At 72.2% G+C, this 18,654-nt stretch carries 19 protein-coding genes; 14 read left to right on the top strand and 5 right to left on the bottom strand.

Features of this window, described 5'->3' with window-relative positions; genetic code table 11:
- The first annotated feature begins 211 nt into the window (after positions 1-211).
- From ABEA93_RS33850 to ABEA93_RS33835, 4 genes are all read left to right on the top strand, one after another.
- On the top strand, positions 212-1,300 hold the full coding sequence (locus ABEA93_RS33850) for an NAD(P)H-dependent amine dehydrogenase family protein (protein ID WP_345679735.1): 1,089 nt from the start codon (positions 212-214) through the stop codon (positions 1,298-1,300).
- A complete protein-coding gene (locus ABEA93_RS33845; protein ID WP_345679734.1) occupies positions 1,297-1,779 on the top strand; it encodes a carboxymuconolactone decarboxylase family protein in 483 nt (160 codons plus the stop codon). Before ABEA93_RS33850 ends, ABEA93_RS33845 begins: the two co-directional genes overlap by 4 nt.
- A 422-nt stretch (positions 1,780-2,201) precedes the next feature.
- Entirely contained in the window at positions 2,202-3,866 is a 1,665-nt protein-coding gene (locus tag ABEA93_RS33840) for a GMC oxidoreductase (RefSeq protein WP_345679733.1), read from the top strand.
- A 170-nt stretch (positions 3,867-4,036) separates the two neighbouring features.
- The gene (locus ABEA93_RS33835) at positions 4,037-4,873 is read left to right on the top strand and encodes an SAM-dependent methyltransferase (protein WP_345679732.1); all 837 of its coding nucleotides are present in this window, start codon (positions 4,037-4,039) and stop codon (positions 4,871-4,873) included.
- Between the two features lie 178 nt (positions 4,874-5,051).
- Here ABEA93_RS33835 and ABEA93_RS33830 read toward each other — a convergent pair whose 3' ends face one another.
- The gene (locus tag ABEA93_RS33830; protein WP_345679731.1) at positions 5,052-5,270 is read right to left on the bottom strand and encodes a hypothetical protein; all 219 of its coding nucleotides are present in this window, start codon (positions 5,268-5,270) and stop codon (positions 5,052-5,054) included.
- A 186-nt stretch (positions 5,271-5,456) separates the two neighbouring features.
- Between ABEA93_RS33830 and ABEA93_RS33825 the strand changes: the two genes are divergently transcribed.
- The 5 genes from ABEA93_RS33825 (at position 5,457) to ABEA93_RS33805 (ending at position 9,955) form a co-directional block, all read left to right on the top strand.
- Positions 5,457-6,311 (top strand): sigma-70 family RNA polymerase sigma factor, encoded by an 855-nt coding sequence (locus tag ABEA93_RS33825; protein WP_345679730.1) that lies wholly within the window; start codon positions 5,457-5,459, stop codon positions 6,309-6,311.
- A 329-nt stretch (positions 6,312-6,640) separates the two neighbouring features.
- On the top strand, positions 6,641-7,888 hold the full coding sequence (locus ABEA93_RS33820; protein WP_345679729.1) for a sensor histidine kinase: 1,248 nt from the start codon (positions 6,641-6,643) through the stop codon (positions 7,886-7,888).
- Positions 7,885-8,520, top strand: coding sequence for a response regulator (locus tag ABEA93_RS33815; protein ID WP_345679728.1), 636 nt, complete (start codon positions 7,885-7,887; stop codon positions 8,518-8,520). Before ABEA93_RS33820 ends, ABEA93_RS33815 begins: the two co-directional genes overlap by 4 nt.
- Positions 8,521-8,712: 192 nt before the next feature.
- Positions 8,713-9,213 (top strand): MarR family winged helix-turn-helix transcriptional regulator, encoded by a 501-nt coding sequence (locus ABEA93_RS33810; protein ID WP_345679727.1) that lies wholly within the window; start codon positions 8,713-8,715, stop codon positions 9,211-9,213.
- 91 nt (positions 9,214-9,304) lie between these two features.
- On the top strand, positions 9,305-9,955 hold the full coding sequence (locus ABEA93_RS33805) for a hypothetical protein (protein ID WP_345679726.1): 651 nt from the start codon (positions 9,305-9,307) through the stop codon (positions 9,953-9,955).
- A gap of 80 nt (positions 9,956-10,035) precedes the next feature.
- On the opposite strand, the gene ABEA93_RS33800 is transcribed toward ABEA93_RS33805, so the two are convergent.
- The gene (locus tag ABEA93_RS33800) at positions 10,036-10,680 is read right to left on the bottom strand and encodes a LuxR C-terminal-related transcriptional regulator (RefSeq protein WP_345679725.1); all 645 of its coding nucleotides are present in this window, start codon (positions 10,678-10,680) and stop codon (positions 10,036-10,038) included.
- Entirely contained in the window at positions 10,644-11,972 is a 1,329-nt protein-coding gene (locus tag ABEA93_RS33795) for a sensor histidine kinase (protein ID WP_345679724.1), read from the bottom strand. Before ABEA93_RS33795 ends, ABEA93_RS33800 begins: the two co-directional genes overlap by 37 nt.
- A 234-nt stretch (positions 11,973-12,206) precedes the next feature.
- On the opposite strand from ABEA93_RS33795, the gene ABEA93_RS33790 reads away from it, so the two are divergent.
- Entirely contained in the window at positions 12,207-13,250 is a 1,044-nt protein-coding gene (locus tag ABEA93_RS33790) for a uroporphyrinogen decarboxylase/cobalamine-independent methonine synthase family protein (protein ID WP_345679723.1), read from the top strand.
- Between the two features lie 4 nt (positions 13,251-13,254).
- Here the strand turns inward: ABEA93_RS33790 and ABEA93_RS33785 are convergent, their stop codons facing one another.
- Positions 13,255-14,532 carry a TerD family protein gene (locus ABEA93_RS33785; RefSeq protein ID WP_345679722.1) on the bottom strand — a complete coding sequence of 426 codons (1,278 nt, stop codon included), beginning with the start codon at positions 14,530-14,532 and terminating at the stop codon, positions 13,255-13,257.
- Between the two features lie 80 nt (positions 14,533-14,612).
- On the opposite strand from ABEA93_RS33785, the gene ABEA93_RS33780 reads away from it, so the two are divergent.
- Positions 14,613-15,047 carry a GNAT family N-acetyltransferase gene (locus ABEA93_RS33780; RefSeq protein WP_345679721.1) on the top strand — a complete coding sequence of 145 codons (435 nt, stop codon included), beginning with the start codon at positions 14,613-14,615 and terminating at the stop codon, positions 15,045-15,047.
- Between the two features lie 332 nt (positions 15,048-15,379).
- Entirely contained in the window at positions 15,380-16,789 is a 1,410-nt protein-coding gene (locus tag ABEA93_RS33775; protein WP_345679720.1) for a PAS domain-containing protein, read from the top strand.
- 91 nt (positions 16,790-16,880) lie between these two features.
- Here ABEA93_RS33775 and ABEA93_RS33770 read toward each other — a convergent pair whose 3' ends face one another.
- Entirely contained in the window at positions 16,881-17,303 is a 423-nt protein-coding gene (locus tag ABEA93_RS33770) for a nuclear transport factor 2 family protein (RefSeq protein WP_345679719.1), read from the bottom strand.
- 109 nt (positions 17,304-17,412) lie between these two features.
- Here ABEA93_RS33770 and ABEA93_RS33765 point away from each other — a divergent pair, with 109 nt between their 5' ends.
- Both ABEA93_RS33765 and ABEA93_RS33760 read left to right on the top strand, forming a co-directional pair.
- A complete protein-coding gene (locus ABEA93_RS33765; RefSeq protein ID WP_345679718.1) occupies positions 17,413-17,997 on the top strand; it encodes a TetR/AcrR family transcriptional regulator in 585 nt (194 codons plus the stop codon).
- A gap of 197 nt (positions 17,998-18,194) precedes the next feature.
- A complete protein-coding gene (locus ABEA93_RS33760) occupies positions 18,195-18,593 on the top strand; it encodes a Zn-ribbon domain-containing OB-fold protein (RefSeq protein WP_345679717.1) in 399 nt (132 codons plus the stop codon).
- The last annotated feature ends 61 nt before the right edge of the window (positions 18,594-18,654 follow it).

Genomic DNA, 18,654 nt, shown 5'->3' with positions numbered 1-18,654 from the left:
AGATCCGCAGGACCTGGCGGGTAAATTCCTCGGGCACCCCGGCGATGAGACATTTGACCGCGCCTTGACCAGTTCCACAAGGGCCGCACGGGATATCGAAGGGGCTTGATCAAGCCGGTTGCGGGATTGCCGCGGAGGGGCGTCGGGACGCGCAAAAGACGGTGCGCAGACGGTCTAGGAATCACCGACTCCGGTTGCTATCTTCCGCCGCATGATTCCCACCGTGGTCTGGGGTACGGGCAACGTGGGCCGCGCGGCGATCCGCGCGGTCGATGCCCACCCGGCGCTCGAACTCACCGCCGTTCTGGTGAGCAACCCCGCGAAGGTCGGCCGGGACGCGGCCGAACTCGCGGATATGGAAGGCACGTTGGGTGTGCCGGCGACCGACGACATCGACGCCGTGCTCGCCGCCGGTCCCAAGGCCGTCGTGTACGCGGCGTCCGGCGACATCCGCCCGGACGACGCGCTCGCCGACATCTGCCGCGCGATCCGCGCGGGCGCGATCGTGGTGAGCCCCGCGCTGTACCCGCTGTACGACCCGCGCAACGCACCCGAGGAGTTCCGCGACCCGGTGCTCGCCGCCATCGCCGAAGGCGGCGGTTCGCTGTTCGTGTCCGGCGTCGACCCCGGCTGGGGCAACGACATCCTGCCGCTGCTGATGAGCGGGCTCGGGTCGGTCGTGGACGCGGTGCGCTGCCAGGAGATCTTCGACTACTCGACGTATGACCAGGAGGACTCGGTCCGCAACCTGGTCGGCATGGGCCAGCCCATGGACTACGGCCCGCCGATGCTGTGGCCGGACATGCCGACGCTCGTCTGGGGCGGGCAAGTCCGGCTGATGGCGCGGGCCTTGGGTGTCGAACTGGACGAAATCCGGGAGACCGTCGAACGGCGGCCGCTGGAGTCGACCGTATCGACCTCCACCATGGGCGACTTCGAGGCCGGCACGCAGGGCGCCGTGCGCTTCGAGGTGCAGGGCATCGTGGGCGGCGAGCCGCGGATCGTCGTGGAGCACGTCACCCGGATCCACCCGACGTGCGCGACCGACTGGCCGATGCCGCCGGACGGTGCGGGCGCGCACCGCGTGATCATCGAAGGCCGCCCGCACATCGAGGTGACCGTCGAGGCCACCGACGAGGGCGGCAACCGCGCGGCCGGCGGCAACGCGACCGCGGTCGGCCGCCTGGTCAACGCGATCGACTGGCTGGCCGAGGCCGAGCCCGGACTGTACGACGCGCTCGACGTCCCGCTGCGCCCGGCAGTCGGGAAGCTCGGGAAGGCGGGAAGGAAGCAACAGTGATCATCGACATCCCCGAGGGCGAGGAGCCCATCCCCTACGTGTGGGCCGAAATGGTGCCGGAGATCGGCACCGCCGCGGCGGCGTACTCCATGTCGGTGTACGACCACAGCAAGCTCGGCCTGCGCGAGTTCGAGGCGGCGCGGCTGCGGATCGCGCAGATCAACGGCTGCGTGTTCTGCCTCGACTGGCGCACCGAGCGCGAGGGGGAGGACACCGTCGAGAGCACCTTCATCGACGCGGTCGCCGAGTGGCGGACGACCGACGCCTTCGACGAACGCACGCGCCTGGCCGCCGAGTACGCCGAGCGCTACGCCGAGGACCACCACAACCTGGACGACGAGTTCTGGGAGCGCATGAAGGCGCAGTACACCCAGGCGGAGATCGTCGAGTTGAGCATGGCCATCGGCTCGTGGCTGGCGTTCGGTCGGCTCAACCACGTGCTGGGGCTGGACAGTGTGTGCGTGATCGCCCCGCACTGAGCCCGGCTTCCCGATAGGCCGCACACCCCGCTCGACCGCAAGCCCGCACGACCGCAAGCCCGTTCACCGCAGGGCCGTTCCACCGCACACCCCGTGACGACCCGCGCCGCCACCCCGGACGGCGGCGCGGGCAACCCCATGCCGGCCCCGGGCGCGCCGACGCCGAGCGCGCGCCCGGGCGCAGCACCACCCGGTACCGCGTCGCACGCCGCGGCTTTGTGCCGCCCGCGTGATTTCACCCTGCCTTCGGTCCCGCGCACGCCGTAACGCGCGGACCGCGGAAACGTCCGTACCCCGGCCCGGATCACGGACACCGCGGCGATCCAACCGGAACTCGACCGTCCGGTAATGCCGCCGTACCCGCACGACCCCGCGCCACCGCACGTGTTCCCCTTTCCCGTCCGTACCAAGGAGAACGCTCCATGAGTGAGAACGTCGAGTCCGGCACCACCCCCGTCGCGGCCGAAGCCGCCCCCCAGTCCGGTTTCTCCCGGCGCCGTTTCGTGCTCGGCACGGGCGCGGCGATCGGTGCCGCGACCCTCATCGGCCGGACCGCGACCTCGGCCGCCGCGCTGCCCGGCGGCACCGTCATCGGCGACGGTGCGCGCGTGCAGGCGCTCATCGTCGGCAGCGGCTACGGCGGTTCGGTCACCGCGCTGCGCCTCGCGCAGGCGGGCGTGAACGTGCACGTGATCGAGCAGGGCATGTCGTGGGACACGCCCGGCTCGGACGGCAAGATCTTCGCGAACACCACGTCGCCGGACTACCGTTCGTACTGGCTGCGGACCCGCACGAAGGCGCCGCTGAGCAACTTCCTGGGCTTCCCGATCGACAAGGACGTGCCGAAGTACACCGGCATCCTGGACGCCGAGGAGTTCTCCGGGATCACCGTGTACCAGGGCCGCGGCGTCGGCGGCGGTTCGCTGGTCAACGGCGGTATGGCGGTCACGCCGAAGCGCGAGAACTTCGGGGCGATTCTGCCATCGGTCAACCCGGACGAGATGTACAACACCTACTACCCGCGGGCGAACGCCGGCCTGGGCGTGACCAACGTCGACCAGCGCTGGTGGGAGAGCACGCAGTACTACCAGTTCGCGCGCGTCGGCCGGAAGCACGCGCAGCGCTCGGGCTTCCCGTTCGTGTTCGTCCCGAACGTGTACGACTGGGACTACATGAAGGCCGAAGAGGCCGGCACCGTCCCGAAGTCGGCGCTGGCCGCGGAGATCCTGTACGGGAACAACGGCGGCAAGAAGTCGCTGGCGAAGACCTACCTCCCGGCCGCGCTCGCGACCGGCCGGGTCACCATCTCGCCGCAGCACCGGGTCACCAACGTCGCCCCGGCGAGCGGCGGCGGCTACACGGTGTCGATGGAGACGATCGACACCTCCGGCAATGTCACCGGCGTCAAGACGGTCGTCGCCGACAAGGTGTTCTTCGCCGCGGGCAGCGTCGGCACCAGCAAGCTGCTGGTGAAGTTCCGCGACACGGGTTCGCTGCCGAACCTGAACGGCGAGGTCGGCACGGGCTGGGGCGACAACGGCAACGTCATGTGCGGCCGCGCCAACCACATGTGGGACCCGACCGGTGCCAAGCAGTCGTCGATCCCGACCGCGGGCATCGACAACTGGGCGGCGGGCGGCGCGTTCGCCGAGGTAGCCCCGCTGCCGACCGGCATCGAGACCTACGCGTCGTTCTACCTGTCGATCACCAAGAACCCGAACCGTGCGCAGTTCAGCTACAACGCGGCGACCGGCAAGGTCGACCTGAACTGGCAGACGGCGTGGAAGCAGCCGGCGATCGACATGGCGAAGTCGATCTTCGACCGGATCAACTCGACCGAGGGCACGATCTACCGGACGGACCTGTTCGGCACGTACAAGATCTGGGGCGACCACCTGACGTACCACCCGCTGGGCGGCGCGATCCTCAACAAGGCGACCGACAACTACGGGCGCCTGAAGGGCTACAACGGCCTGTACGTCATGGACGGTTCGCTGATCCCCGGCAACACGAGCGTGAACCCGTTCGTGACCATCACCGCGCTGGCCGAGCGCAACATCGACAACATCATCACGTACGACGTGTAGCCGCCCGCGTGTTGCCGCCAGCCCCGCCGGTTTCGCACCGGCGGGGCCGGCGCGTATCAACCGACTTGTCGTCGCGACACGCTTTTCGTCATTTCATATGAGCGGCAAGGCATTACGCTGTACAGCGCAACATCGAACTGACGAACCGTCAAGTGACCACAGGAGTACGGGTGTCCGAGACCCACGACCACAATCCGGCCGACGACTGGGCACCGACGGGCATCGACGTCACCGTGCCGAGCGTGGCCCGCATGTACGACTACTACCTCGGCGGCAAAGACAACTTCAAGGTCGACCGCGAGGCCTCCGACCAGCTCGCCCTCGCCGCGCCCGGCACCAAGGCGCTGGCCATCAACAACCGCCGCTACATGCAGCGCGCGGTGCGGGTGCTCGCCGAGCAGTACGGCATCACGCAGTTCATGGACCACGGATCCGGCCTGCCGACGCAGGACAACGTGCACCAGATCGCGCAGTCGGTGAACCCGGACGCGCGCGTCGTCTACATCGACAACGACCCGATCGTGCTCGCGCACGGCCGTGCGCTGCTCGCCGACAACGCCGCCACCACGGTCATCACCGCGGACATGCGCGACACGGACGCGGTCATGGCCGACGCCGACGTGGTGAAGCTGATCGACTTCGACAAGCCGGTCGCCGCCCTGTTCGTGTCCGTCCTGCACTGCATCCCGGACACCGACGACCCGGCGGGCCTGGTCCGCCGCGTCATGGACCGGCTCGCGCCCGGCAGCTTCGTGGTGATCTCGCATCTGGTCGCCGAGGACGACGCGGTCCGGCTGCGGCTCTCCGACTTCATGCTGACCGCGACCCAGGGCAACTGGGGCCGCGTCCGCACCGCCGCCGACGTCACCGGCTACTTCGGCGACCTGGATCTCCTCGACCCGGGCCTGGTGGAGATCTCCACGTGGCGCCCGGACGGCACCGAAGGTCCGGTCCAGGAGACCACCGAGTGGATCGAGTTCGGCGGCGTGGCGCGCAAGCCTCTGTAGGGGCGGCACGGCCCGCGCCGACGCGCCGGACCTCCGCGGGTGGCGGCCCGCGGAGGTCCGGCGTTCGTTTTGCGCGGGTGCGGGCGTCAGGGGCCGGGCGCCCGCGCGCGGCACGCGTGTGGCGCCCGCCGGGATCAGGTGCTTCCGGCGGGCGCTGAGGTGCCGTGCGGGGTGACCGTCAGTTGTTGCTGCCCGCGGGTTCCGCGGTGATCAGTTCGCGGTAGGCGGCGAAGCAGTCGCCGCAGTGCAGGTCGTCTCCGAGGCAGCCGTCCGCGGGCGGCGGACCGCCGACGGGGACGATCGCAGTGCCGCACAGTGCGGTGTGCTCGCCGGGCTCCGTGATGTGCCAGGCGCGCGGCCGGGCGTCGTCGCCGGCGTCGAGTCGCATCTCGTGCACGGCCTCCACCTCCTCCGAGAAGGTCGGCGGGTGGCGCCCCGCCGGACACCAACCTGACACGAGCGCGGCAAGACCGCCTGCGGAGCGCCCGTTCGGCGGAGCGCGCGGACCGGCCCCTCTGCCCCTGTGGCGCGGATCACCGGAACCCGGACAACCGGGGCGGCAGTGCCGGCTGTGGAATCACTCATGAGGAACCGTTTCCGCAGCGGAGAACCCGAGGCCTTGGCGCAGCTCCACGACGAGAACGCCCAGGTGCTCTACCGCTACGCCCTGCGGGTGACGGGCAACGGGGCCGAGGGCGAAGACGTCGTGTCCGCGACATTCCCGGCGGCGTGGCGCGGCCGCGCCGAACTGCGGCCGGACGGGGACAGCCTGCGCCCGTGGCTGCTCGGCATCGCGACGAACATCATGCGGCACGACGCGCGCTCCCGACGGCGCCGGGACATCGCCCTGGCTCGCCTGCCGGAGCGCGGGACCGTTCCGGACTTCGCGGACGACGTCGTCGGCCACGTCGCGGAGACCGAGCAGCTGCGCGCGGCGCACGCCGCACTGTCCGGGCTCCGGCGGCGCGACCGCGAGGTGTTCATGCTCGTCGTCTGGGCGGGCCTGGAGTACACGGCCGCCGCGGAGGCGCGGCATTCCGGTGGGCACCGTACGGTCCCGTCTGTCGCGTGCCCGGGACCGGCTGCGGAACCTCACCGAGGCGGAGGTCGAGGCGCGGCGGGGGGCGGGCGCTCGTGGGCCCCGCCGCAGGTCAGCGCCGCGCTCTACCAGGCGGCGGCCCGGATTCCCGGCGTCACCGTGGTCCCGTCGGCCACCGACGCGGCGGGCCGCGAGGGCGTCGCGGTCGCGCGCTCCGCGCAGGGCCGGGAGACCCAGTGGATCTTCGACCGCGCCACCCACACGTTCCTCGGCGAACGCACGGTCCTGGTGGAGGCCTCGGACACGGGCCCCGCGGGCACGGTCCTCGGTTCCTCGGCCGTGCTCGCCAAGGCCGCCGCCGACCGGGCGGGCGAAGCCCCGAAGGCCAGGACGACGTGAGCCGGACCTGACGCCCGCCGGACATCGGCCCGCTCCCGGACGCACGCGTTCGGGGGCGGGCCGCGGCGTTGGGGTTTCTGGTGCGCGGGGGCGGGCGCGAGCGGGAGCGCGAACCCGACCGGGTCCGCGGGTCGCGTGCGCGTCGTCGCTCGGTGCGGTCGGGCATGCGGATTCCGCGTCACCACGTCCGTCGTCAAGCGCGGGGGCCGGGGCGGCGTCGGGAGCCACGGCTCGTCGAGGCCATCCGCCCGGCGCGCGGGCCCACACGCCCCCTCGAATCAACCCTTTGATTCATGGCCCGCCGCCCGCCTCCCCGTAGCCTGGAGGAAATGGACGTCTCCGCCTTCACCCCCGTTCTGCGTGCGCTGCGTACGTGTCTTCACCTGCTGGTTGCGGTTCTGCTCGTCGTGGCCGTGATCGCCGCCGTCCCGCGTGGGGACGTCGTGCCGGTGGCGGTGGCGGCGGGGGTGTTCGCCGGGGCGTACGCGGTGGGGCCGCGGGTGGCCCGGCTGGCGCGGCCCCGGCACGCCGACCGGTGGTGGCTGCTGGTCCTGGCGGCCTCGTGGCTGGCCTTGCTCGGGCTGTCGCCGGAGGCGACGTGGCTGGCGTTCCCCCTGTTCGTCGTGGAGCTGCACACGCTGCCGCGCGTGGCCGGGATCGCCACGGTCGCCGCGACCACCGCCGCGGCCGTTGCCGGCTACTCCGCGCACCGCGGTGCGCTGAGCCTCGGCACCGTCCTCGGGCCGACGCTCGGCGCCGCGGTGACCGTCGGCATGGTGCTCGGCTATCAGGCGCTGCACCGGGAGAGCGAGGCGCGCCGCCGGCTCATCGCCGAGCTGGTCGACACCCGGGCCGAGCTGGTGGCGAGCGAACGCAGGGCCGGGGTCCTCGCGGAGCGCGAGCGGCTCGCACGCGAAATCCACGACACTCTCGCGCAGGGCCTCTCCAGCATCCAGCTCCTGCTGCGCGCCGCGGAGCGCGTACTCCCCGGCGACCCGGAGGCCGCCGTGCCGCACGTCCGGCAGGCCCGCGTCACCGCGACCGACAACCTCGCGGAGGCGCGCCGCTTCGTCCGCGCGCTGGCGCCGCCGTCGTTGGACGGGGCCTCGTTGGAGTCCGCGTTGGCGCGGTTGTGCGCACGGAGCGCGGAGGAATCCGGGGTGGCGGTGCGCTTCCACCGAACGGGTGACGTTTTCCCGTTGGAGACGGCCTATCAGGCGGCACTGCTGCGGATCGCCCAGTCGGCGCTGGCGAACACCGCCGCGCACGCGAAGGCCGAGCGGGCCGAGGTGACGCTCAGCTACATGGACGCCTCGGTGACCTTGGACATCGTCGACGACGGTGTCGGCTTCGCCCCCGCGGCGCTCGGCGCGCGCCCCGCGGACGGCTCCGGATACGGGCTGATCACGATGCGTGCCCGTGCCGAGGAGCTGGGCGGCCGCGTCGAGGTGGAGTCCGCACCCGGCCAAGGGACCGCGATCGCCGCGGCGTTCCCGCTCGCGGCCGCCCGCGCGGACACCGGCCCCCACGACCACGAGACCCCGGCCCCCGCCCCGATCCCGGAGCAGACCCCGTGACCGCGCCCCTTCGCCTGCTGCTGGCCGACGATCACCCGGTGGTCCGCGCCGGGCTGCGCGCCCTGCTGGCCACCGATCCCGGTGTCGACGTCGTCGGCGAGGCGACGACCGCCGAGGACGCGGTCCGGCTGGCCGGGGAACTCGCGCCGGACGTCGTGCTGATGGACCTTCAGTTCGGGGCCGGCATGAGCGGCATCGATGCGACCGCGGAGATCTGCGCGCGGCCGGGTGCGCCGCGAGTGCTGATCCTGACGACGTACGACACCGAAGCCGACATCCTGGAGGCGGTCGCAGCCGGCGCCGCCGGGTACTTGCTGAAGGACACGCCGCCGGAGGAACTGACCGCCGCGGTACGGAACGCGGCCGCCGGAAAGTCGGTGCTCGCGCCGTCCGTCGCAGGCCGGTTGATGAGCCGCATGCGCGACCCGCTGCCGTCGCTCACCACCCGCGAGGCGGAGGTGCTCGGGCTGGTCGCCGACGGTCTGAGCAACCAGCAGATCAGCAGGAAACTGTTCCTCAGCCAGGCGACGGTGAAGTCCCACCTGGTGCACATCTACGCCAAGCTCGGCGTCGACTCGCGCACGTCGGCGGTGGCCGCGGCCCGCTCGCGGGGGCTGATCCGGCGGGGGTGAACAGGCGGGCGCAGCAGCGAAACCCGCCCGCGGGTCAATCCGGGACACGGCACACGATCCTGTGGCGGTGATCACCGCCCCGTCCGGGATCGATCCCCGCGCCCTGCCGGTTACTGTCATCAACCCCGTTCCCCCGGGGCACCGCCGGCACCGGGACACGGGGCAGGCGGCAAGCCGACAGGAGACAGTGCCATGAGCAACGAAACCGCCTCCACCGCCGCCGCGATCGACACCGCCACCGACGCCGAGCTTGCCGGACAGCCGGTCGGCTACTGGACGGGCCTCGCGCACCGCGACGTGATCGCGTACATCCGCCGACGCCAGGGCGAAATCGGCCTCACGCAGCCGCAGTTCTGGCTGCTGCGCAATCTCTCGACGGACGACCTGTCACCCGACGGCGCGCCGCGCTCGGTCGCCGAGCTGCAGGACGCCATGCGCGACTACCTGCTCCCGACCGACGACCTCGTCGCGGAATCCGATGTGCTGGTGGAACGCGGGTGGCTCACCCGGGAGCCCGACGGCCGTCTGCGGCTCGCCGCGGAAGGCGAGGCCGCGCGCCTGCGTGTCAAGGAGATCGCCCCGTCGGTGCGCGCGCACATCCACGAAGGCATCGGCGACGCCGACTACGCCACCGCCGTGCGCGTCATGCAGCGAATGATCGCCAACGTCGCCCCGGAGCGCGACGGCTCCTGACCGACCCTCCGAACCGGTGGCCGCGCGGAATTCCCCTGTCCGCACGGCCACTTCGGCAACACAGGTCGCATTCCTCCCCTCCGGTGCCATCATGGCCCTGGTGGTTGCGGGACGACGCAACAACGCGGAATCGGTACGGGGGCTGATCAGCGTGTCCGGTGGGCGAACAGCGGTGGGCGCAACCGCCGCGGTGCTGGTGGCGGTAACGGCGGCCGGCTTGGCCGGCTGCTCGAAGGAGGACGCCGAGTCGGCGCGGTCGACCCGGAACGGCGCACCGTCCGCCCCGGCGGCGCCGCCGAGCGCGCCGGGTTCGAGCAGTGCGGCACCGCCGAGCGGCCCTGCGGCGGCCGACGACCTCTGCGGCTATCTGACTCCCGCCGAGGTGTCCGCCGCGCTGGGCAAGGCCGTCGAACGCGCCGAAGTCGCCGACAGTCATCTGGGCACCGACAGCGCCAAGGAATGCCGCTACCAAATCGCGGACGTTCCGCCGCAGTTCGGTGCCGTCGTCGTGCGCGTCGCGCCCTCGGCACAGGCCGCGGCGGGCGGCACTCCCGCGGACGCCGTGCCGGTCTCCGGGGTCGGCGAGCAGGCGCGCTGGTCCCCGGGCAGCCGGCAGCTGGTGTTCGAAAACGGCGGCCGGACCGTGTCGTTGGCGTTCTCGGTGTTCCTGCGGCTGAAGGACGCCGACGCACTGCGCATCGCCACCGCGCTGGGCCGCACCGCGGCCGACCGCGTCCACTGAGGCGGCCCCCCGGCGCCGGGGAATCGTCGTGCGGATCGTGCGGCTCGCCTGATGGCCCTCGTGGTCGGCGCTGCCGGAGATCACTGATCGAGGTAGGCGAGCACCGCGAGGACGCGGCGGTTGTCCGTGTCGGTGGCGTGCAGGCCCAGTTTCGTGAAGATGTTGCCGATGTGCTTGGCGACGGCCTTCTCGGTGATGAACAGGCCTTGGGCGATGCCCGCGTTCGAGCGGCCTTGCGCGATCCAGGCGAGGACTTCGCGTTCGCGGGCGGACAGCCCGGCGACCGCGGTGTCGCGTTCTTTGCGGACCAGGAGTTGGGCGACGACGTCGGGGTCGAGTGCGGTGCCGCCGGCGGCGACGCGGCCGATGGCGTCGAGGAACTGGCGGCCGTTGGTGACGCGGTCCTTGAGCATGTAGCCGACGCCGCGGCCGCCCGCGGCGAGGAGTTCGCGGGCGTACAGCGGTTCGACGTACTGGGACAGCAGCAATACCGGCAGGTCGGGGACGGTGCGGCGGGCTTCGACGACGGCGCGGAGGCCTTCGTCGGTGAAGTCCGGTGGAAGGCGCACATCGACGACGGCCACGTCCGGGCGTTCCGCGGTGAGCGCGGCGAGCAGATCGGGGCCGTTGTCGACAGCGGCGGCGATCTCGTGGCCGTAGGCCTCCAGGAGCCGGATGAGCCCGTCCCTCAGGAGGAAGTGGTCTTCGGCGAGGACAATGCGCACGGGATCTCCATGGTCGCCGTCGTCGGGCCGCCGGCCGGGCTGTCCACGGCGAGGACGCCGTCGAAGGTGGCGAGGCGCCGCTGGATGCCGCGGAGGCCGGTGCCGCGGGCGGCGTCCGCACCGCCGCGCCCGTCGTCGGAGACGACGATCCGCAGGACGCCGTGATCGTAGCCGAGGGTGATCCGGACGTGGTCGGCGGCGGCGTGCTTGGCGATGTTGGCCAGGAGTTCGTTGACCGCGAAGTAGGCGGCGGACTCGACGGGCATGTGCGGGCGGCCGGGCAGGTCGATCTCGACGTCGGTCGGGATGGGGCTGACCAGGGCGAGCGCGCGTACCGCGTCGGCGAGTCCGCGGTCGGCGAGCACCGGCGGGTGGATGCCGCGGACCAGGTTGCGCAGTTCTTCGAGGGCCTTGGACGACGACTCGCGGGCTTCGACGAGCAGGGTGCGCACGGCTTCCGGGTTGGTGTCGAGGAGGTGTTCGGCGGCGTCGAGGGTCATGCCCATGGCGACGAGGCGGGCTTGGGCACCGTCATGCAGGTCGCGTTCGATGCGCTGGATCTCCGCCATCTGCGTGTCGACGGCTTCCGAGCGGGTGGCGGCGAGGTGGCGGATGCGGCTCGCCATGACCTCGCTTTCGCTCGGGGCGAGCATCGACCGGGTGAACTCGGCGTGCCTGCGCACCGTGCGGGGTGCCGCCCAGAGCGCGAGCGGCAGGTGCGCGGCGCCGAGCAGCCCCGCGAGCACGGCGGTGAACGTGCCGTCGATCGGGACGAACTCGAACCAGAGGCCGTCCCATTCACGCGCCAGCCGGGGGCCGAAGAAGCCGAGGAACATGCCCCATACCCCGGCGATCACCAGCGCGATCGGCAGGAACGCGAGGAACGCTCCGACGACGGGTTCGGCGAACACCCAGATGCCTTCGCGGCGCGTCTGCGGATTGCCCGCGAGCCAGCGGTAGCGGGCGATCGTCCCGGACGCGCCCGCGGGAACGGGCGGCAATTCGGCGGGCGGGGGCGGAATGCGGACGCCGGACCAGCGCAACGCCACGTCCCGGTACCGGTCGCCGAGCCTGCGGATGCCCTCCATCGCCCGCTGCATCAGGCCGAGGTTCGGCCACACCATGGCGAGCGCGCAGCTGAGCACGAACGAACGCCAGAGCACGGCCCAGGACATGTGGCACAACGTCAGCGAGCGGCGCAGCGCCGTCCATCCGGCGGCGGCGGAGAAGCCGGTGACCCGGCTTCCCGAAGGCTCGTCGTCGAGCGGTATCGCGCCGGTGGCGGCGTCCATGGCTGCGTTCTCCCTGCGTGTGTGTCCCGGTGGGGGCGGCCGGGGGGGCGGCCGCGCTGTCATTCTGTCGGGTGCCGCGGGTCCGGGGCGGTGGAGAAAACTCCCCTCCTCGGCCGGCTCGGGCGCGTCTCGTACGCGTCCCGAACCAACGGGTCGTCCCCCGAACGAGCGATCATGGTCCGGGTGGGCGTGTGAGGGGCCGAGGCGGGGTGCGAGTACTTCTAGCCTGCCGCCGTGACTATTCCTTCCGAACTCGTCGGCAGCCTTCCGCGTACCACCGAACTCGTCTCCATGTGGGACGGTTCGGAGGGTGCCGCAGTGGTCGTGCAGGCCGTGCGCGACACCGTCCAGATGCTGGAGAAGCTCGGCTCGCGGGTCGTCAGCGATGGGGAACAGACCAAAGCGGACGCGTGGACGTACCCGGTCACGGGCGCCGACAACGTCGCCGTCGGGGACGGGGTCGTGATCCCGTACGCGGACGGCCACCAGCGGCAGCTCCCCCGGCTCACCGCGGGGCCGTTCCGGATCCGGAACCACGCGGCCGACTACCTGCGTGCCGCGCAGAAGCACGCGACGGTCCCGGTGAAGCAGGCCGTGGTGGCGCCTTCGACGCTGAGCCTGCTCTACCCGCCGGACGGGCTGTCGGGCTACCCGCGCGAGGACTTCGTCGACGATGTGCTCAACGAGACGGAGGCCGACATCCGCGCCTGCCTGGCGGCGGGTGCGCACGTCGTGCAGATCGACTTCCCGGAAGCGCGGCTCTCCGTCAAGCTCGACCCGAGCGGCGGCCTGCTCCGGGACTTCGTCGATCTGAACAACCGGCTCCTGTCCCGGTTCGACGACGCCGACCGCGCCCGGATCGGCATCCACTGCGACCCGGGGGCCGACCAGGATGCGACGCACAGCCTCGACGTGGACTACGCCGAGGTGCTCCCCTCGCTCTTCCGTCTCGAAGCCGGCAACTTCTACCTCCAGATGGCGAGCGAGTCCGACCCGGACCGGGTGCTGCGGATCGTCGCCGAGCAGATGCGTTCGGAAGGCCGCATCTTCGTCGGTGTCGTCGATCCGATCGACCCGCGGGTCGAGAGCCCCGAGGAGGTCCGCGACCGGGTGCTGAACGCCGCCCGGCACATCCCCCTCGACCGGCTCGGCACCTGCGACGACGCGGGCTTCGCGCCGTACGCGGACGACCGGTCGAAGTCCCGGGACACCGCGTTCGCCAAGATCCGCGCGCGGATCGAAGGCACCGCGCTGGCCGTGGCGGCGCTCGGCGGCTGATCGGCTACTTGAACTCGATGGGGCCTTGGTCCATCGCGAAGCTGCCGTCCGGGAAGAGCACGGGGCGCTGCTCGGAGCTTCGGTCGCTGTAGGCCTCGACGTGGTGGATGGCCACGCCTTGGTCGGCCGTGAAGTCGACCAGGGCGATGGCCACCCAGTACGACGTGTCGTTGTCGTCGTACAGCGGGGCGGTGACGGTGCTGCCGCGGCCGTCGGTGACGACCGCTTTCGCGCCGTAGCTCTTGAAGCTGCCGATGCCGTTGCCGACCGCGCTGTAGGCGCAGATGAGCACGAAGCCCTGGTCCTGCGGCCGGGTGATGCGGACCGTCTCGATGCCCGGCTTCTTGGCGTCCTTGTCGAGCGCGATGTGAGGGTCGCGCGTCAGGTACCCGAGGTGGTTCCAATAGACCGCGCCCCGCTTGGGCTTGTCGCGGGCTTCGCCGGCCAGTTTCTTGAGCGGGCGCGGCAGTTTGCCGCCGTGCTTGCCGCCGAGCCGGACGCCGATGGTGGCGTCGGACACGTCGACGACGGCGGCCGCGGGGACGAACAGCGCGTACAGGTCGAGGTCGGCGCCCTGCTCACGGCGGCTTTCGCTGCCGCCGTCCCATTCCAGGGTCGCGACGACGGTGGCGGAATCGTCGCGCTTGTCGAAGGAGATGGTGGCCTTCGCGCCCTTGGCCAGGTCGATTTTGCCGAGGGAGACGGGCGGGGTGGGAGCCGGTTCGGCAACGGGTGCCGCTGCCGCGGGCGCGGGTGTCTCCGCGGCGGGCTCCTCGCCGACGTCGACGCCGAAATCGGTGGCGACGCCCGCGAGTCCGGAGGCGTATCCCTGGCCGACCGCACGGATCTTCCAGTCCGCGCCGCGCCGGTACACCTCGGCGAGCACGGCGGCGGTCTCGCCGCGGTCGAGGTCCGGGACGGCGAACGCGAACGTCTCCACTCCGGCGGCCGCGGCCGCGTGGAGGCCGGCGACCTGGGCGAACGTCGTGCCGGGAACGGCGTCGACATCGACCGCGGCGACCAGCGCGACGCGTTCCACGTCCGCGGGCAGCGCCTTGGGGTCGATGTCGATGCGGGCGGCGCCGGGCCGGCCGGTGAACCGCACCGCGCCGCAGGCGGATTCCGGGTTGTTGAAGAACACCATGTCGGCGTCGCCGCGGACTTTGCCGTCCGCTCCGAGCAGCAGCGCGGAAACGTCCACGCCGGTTCCGTCGCGCCACGTCACGTCGATGGCGAGGGATGCGGCGGGAAGCGCCGCATTCGCGCCCGGGAGAAGATCCATGACGCGGACTTTACCTTTGCTTGGCAATCCGGCGATACGCGGGATGGCGCCGGTTTCCGGGCGCGGCGGAGAATCGCCGCATGGTCACCGTCGGCATGCTCACCCCCGAGGACCGCGCCGTATGGCAGCGGCTCTTCGACGGCTACAACACCTTCTACGGGCGCACGATGAGCGCCGGGTTCTTCGACACCGCATGGGGCCGATTCGCGGCGGACGCGGATATCCACGCGCTGGGGGCGCGCGTCGACGGGGTGTTGGTGGGCATCGTCCACTTCCTCACGCACCCGAGCACGACCACGGCCGACTTGTGCTACCTGCAAGACCTGTTCACCGCGCCGGAGGCCCGGGGCGCGGGGGTCGGGCGCGCGCTCATCGCGGCGGTGGCCGACTGGGCGCGCGCACGCGGGTGCGACCGGGTGTATTGGCAGACCCATGAAGACAACACGGCAGCGCGGCGGTTGTACGACGCGGTGGCGGAGCACCACGGTTTCGTGGTGTACCGGCTGGCGTTGTGACCCGGGCGGCGGCTGCGGAACTCTTCCCGCATTTACGCCGGTTCCTGCGCTGATTAAGGGTGGCGATCGGCTGCCTTAACAGTGGCTTATCGCCGGGCCCGGGCCGCTCGGGCCGCCTTAGCATCGGGAGCGCCGGGGACCGCCCGCTCCGGCAAAGTCCTTTTCTCCCCGGGCAGTTCCACCAGCGACTCGAACATTTGGCGGCCGGGTTGAATCAGCGGAATCTCGGAGTGGAAGAAGTGCGGTCCGCGGTGGCCTTGCGGGCCGTCCCGTGGCCGGCGCCGCGTGCGCAGAACACCCGCGGTGGGCCTGGTCCCGGCACACCGGACGGCGTGCGGGCCGATGCGTTGCCGTTTCCGGTATTGCTGGTCAACGGCATCGGCACCATCGTGGACGCGAATACCGCGGCGTCCCACGTCTTCGCGGGATCGGGTCCGGGCCTGATCGGCCTGTGCGTTCTCGATTTGCTGCCGCTCTGGGATCCGGACCGGTTTCCGCCGGATCCGGACACGGCAGGCGATCCGGCGGACGACGTCCCGGAGCGGACGACCGCGCGGCGCACGGACGGGACGGAGTTCCCGGCGGAGATCATCGTGCGGGGCGTGCCGTACCGCGACGCGGGCGTGTTCGGCCGCGGAGCGGCGTGGCCCGGGACGGCGTTCCTGGTGACCGTCCGGGACATCGGCGAGCGGCTTCGCCTGGAGGCCGAACTCCGTTACCAGCGCGGGCAGACCGAGCTGATCCTGCGCGCCGCGTCGGAAGGCGTGGTCGGCGTGGACGCGTTCGGCCGGATCGTCATGGCCAACCCCGCCGCGATCCGGCTGCTCGGCTATCGGGCGGGCGAATTGCGCGGCCGCGACCTGGTGGCGCTCGCCATGCACGCGCGCGAGGACGGCTCCGCGCTGCCGCCGCGGGACACGCCGGTCGCCGACACGCTGCGTTCGGGCCGGCGCCACCACGAGACGAGCGCGGTGCTGTGGTCGAAGGCGGGCCGGGCGGTGCCGGTGCGGATGACCACGCTGCCGCAGCTCGACGGGGAGCACGTCCGGGGCGCGGTGGTCACCTTCCGCGAACAGTCGTCGGCTGCGCGGGTGTCCGCGGACGGCGACCGGGTTCCCGGGTGGATGTCGGTGACGCTGGCGGACGTCCTCGAGCAGGCCGTCGGCACGGCGACGGAACTGCTCGGCGCCCGGCAGGCGGAGTACACGCTGCCGGTCGCGCGCATCGAGCTGCCTGCCGACGTCCCGCAACTGGTGTCGGCGTTGGCGCACTTGATCGCGGGGGAACCCGCGGTCCCGGCGGACGATCCGGCGCCGTGGGGTGCCGCGGACCGGGCGCCGTCGACGGTGACCGCCGTGCCGACGCGGGACGGCGCGCATGTCCGCATCGACATCCGCTCGCCGGGGCCGAGCGACGACGCGCGGGTGCGGATGGCGCACGGGATCGTCGAGCGGCACGGCGGCGTGCTGCGGGTCGCCGACGGGTGGCGGCGGCAGAGCTGCCGCTACCGGATCGACTTGCCGGCCGACGCGGCAGCCGCCGCGGCCGCCGGACCGGACTCGGTCACCGTCCGCCGCTCGGCCCCCGCTCCCGCCGCTCCCCCGCCGCGCGCGGTGCACCGGCAGCCGCCGACGTGGGCGGTGGCCAACACGACCGGGCTGCGGCCGTCGGACGAACCGCCGCTGCCGAACCGGCGGCCGCCCGAGCCGGAGATCGCGGCGTGGCGGAACTACCGGGGCTGAAGCACGGCCCGGGCCTCAGGGCGGCTCGGCCGCGGCCGGACAGGGCCGGGGCCGGGCCGCGTTCCCTTCACCCCTTCACCCCTTCACCAATTCAGCCCTCTCCCGCCCCGCGCGCCCGGGTGACGCTCAGCCCGTCCATGTAGTCGCGGGCCAGCGTGATGAACCCCTCGCGCACATGCAGAACCACCAGCCCCGGCACGGAGAACGTGCCGCCGGCGGAGTGCTCCACGACCACGACGTGCTCGCCGACGACGACACCGGGCTCCTCCGACTGGTGCACGGCGGTCGCCCGAACCTCCCTCACTCGCAGGGGCGTCGCCCCCCAACTCGCGCCGTATCCGGCACGCACTTCCTCGCGCCCCACATATCGCTCCGGGAAGCCCGGGAACGGGAACGGGAATTCGTGGACGCCGTCGGGCGCATAGAGGTCGGCCAGCGCGTCGGCGTCTTTCGTGCGCATCGCGTCGTGGAAGGCGGCGAGCGTCTCGCGGGCGGTTCGGGTGGCGGTGGGCATGGAACGACTCCTCGATTCGCACGGCATTCACTCAACAAGTGTTGAGCGAATCGATGCCGCCACCGTACGACCGTCCCGCCGGTTCGGTCAACAGCTGTAGAGTGAACCGGTGAGCGATACCCCGACCACCCGCGCCGAGCGCCGCCGCGCGACCGAGGCGCGCATCCTCGCGAGCGCCCGCACGCTGTTCGCGGAACGCGGCTTCGACCGGACGACCGTGCGCGCCGTCGCCGCCGCGGCCGAGGTCGATCCGGCACTCGTCATGCAGTACTTCGGATCGAAGCGCGACCTGTTCACGCGCGCCGTCCAAGCCGCGCCGATCCCCGCGGGCGCCGACGGGTCCGAGGCCGCCGGCCCGGACGCCGTGGTCGAGCAGCTCCTCACCACCATGGGCCTCAAACTCGGCGGCCTCCCGGACGGCGCCGTCGCGCTGCTGCGCTCGATGCTGACCGACCCGGCCGCCGCCGACCACGCCCGCGGCACCATCGCCAAGCAGATCGCCGGCATCGCCGCGGCCCTCGGCCCCGGGCCGGACGCCGAGCTCCGCGCCGCGGTGATGATCATGGCGATGATCGGCGTCACGGTCGGCCACCAGCTGCTCGAGGTCGACACGCTGCGCGACGCCTCTCCTGACCGCATCGCGGCGGCCCTGCGCCCCGCGTTCCGGGCGCTGGCCGGGACGACGGACGGCTGATCCCCGCAGACCACCCCGCGACCTGCGCAAACGCCGTTCCGCCGAGACCCCGGCCATTTGCATTGCAGAGTCAAGCAACTGCGCCTAGGCTCCGCCCCGGCGGGACGCGGCCCGGTGCGGGCCTCGCGGACCGCCGGTGTCCCGCCCGCGACCGGCCGCCCGCCGCCGTGGACGGTCCCCGCTACGGAAGGAGCCGCATGGCCACGCGCATTCCCGTCGTCGACCACTTGCTGCTGGAGCCCGAGCCCCGGTTGAAGGCCGTGGTCTGCGCGGCCTGCGGCGCCGACTACCTCGCCCGCCGCAACGCCTGCGCGTCCTGCGGCGGGACCGACTTCACCGCGCGCGAGCTGGGCACCGACGGCGCGGTCGTCGCGTTCACGATCGTGCACCGCGCGGCGCCGGGCATCCCGGTCCCCTTCGTCTCCGCGATCGTGCGGCTGGACGAAGGCGAGACCGTGCAGAGCAACATCGTGGGCGTCGACCCGGACCCGGAGCAGATCACGCTGGGCATGCCGGTGCGGCTGACGACATACGTCGCGGGCACCGACGACAACGGCGTCGAAGCCGTCGCCTACGCCTTCGCCCCGCGCTCCTGAGCCTCCGCCACCCCGCAGAAAGGAATCTCCGCATGGCTTCGGAGCACGTGTGGATCATCGG

The sequence above is a fragment of the Yinghuangia aomiensis genome (genome assembly GCF_039542225.1).
In the GTDB taxonomy this organism is placed as follows: domain Bacteria; phylum Actinomycetota; class Actinomycetes; order Streptomycetales; family Streptomycetaceae; genus Yinghuangia; species Yinghuangia aomiensis.
This window is presented reverse-complemented; position numbering and strand designations above follow the sequence as displayed.

Excerpts from the sequence above, each read along its gene's own strand:
- ABEA93_RS33850 (WP_345679735.1), top strand. The coding sequence starts at position 212 with ATGATTCCCACCGTGGTCTGGGGTACGGGCAACGTGGGCCGCGCGGCG.
- ABEA93_RS33840 (WP_345679733.1), top strand. The coding sequence starts at position 2,202 with ATGAGTGAGAACGTCGAGTCCGGCACCACCCCCGTCGCGGCCGAAGCC.
- ABEA93_RS33825 (WP_345679730.1), top strand. The coding sequence starts at position 5,457 with ATGAGGAACCGTTTCCGCAGCGGAGAACCCGAGGCCTTGGCGCAGCTC.
- ABEA93_RS33820 (WP_345679729.1), top strand. The coding sequence starts at position 6,641 with ATGGACGTCTCCGCCTTCACCCCCGTTCTGCGTGCGCTGCGTACGTGT.
- ABEA93_RS33810 (WP_345679727.1), top strand. The coding sequence starts at position 8,713 with ATGAGCAACGAAACCGCCTCCACCGCCGCCGCGATCGACACCGCCACC.
- ABEA93_RS33805 (WP_345679726.1), top strand. The coding sequence starts at position 9,305 with ATGGCCCTGGTGGTTGCGGGACGACGCAACAACGCGGAATCGGTACGG.
- ABEA93_RS33795 (WP_345679724.1), bottom strand. The coding sequence starts at position 11,972 with ATGGACGCCGCCACCGGCGCGATACCGCTCGACGACGAGCCTTCGGGA.
- ABEA93_RS33785 (WP_345679722.1), bottom strand. The coding sequence starts at position 14,532 with ATGGATCTTCTCCCGGGCGCGAATGCGGCGCTTCCCGCCGCATCCCTC.
- ABEA93_RS33780 (WP_345679721.1), top strand. The coding sequence starts at position 14,613 with ATGGTCACCGTCGGCATGCTCACCCCCGAGGACCGCGCCGTATGGCAG.
- ABEA93_RS33770 (WP_345679719.1), bottom strand. The coding sequence starts at position 17,303 with ATGCCCACCGCCACCCGAACCGCCCGCGAGACGCTCGCCGCCTTCCAC.
- ABEA93_RS33760 (WP_345679717.1), top strand. The coding sequence starts at position 18,195 with ATGGCCACGCGCATTCCCGTCGTCGACCACTTGCTGCTGGAGCCCGAG.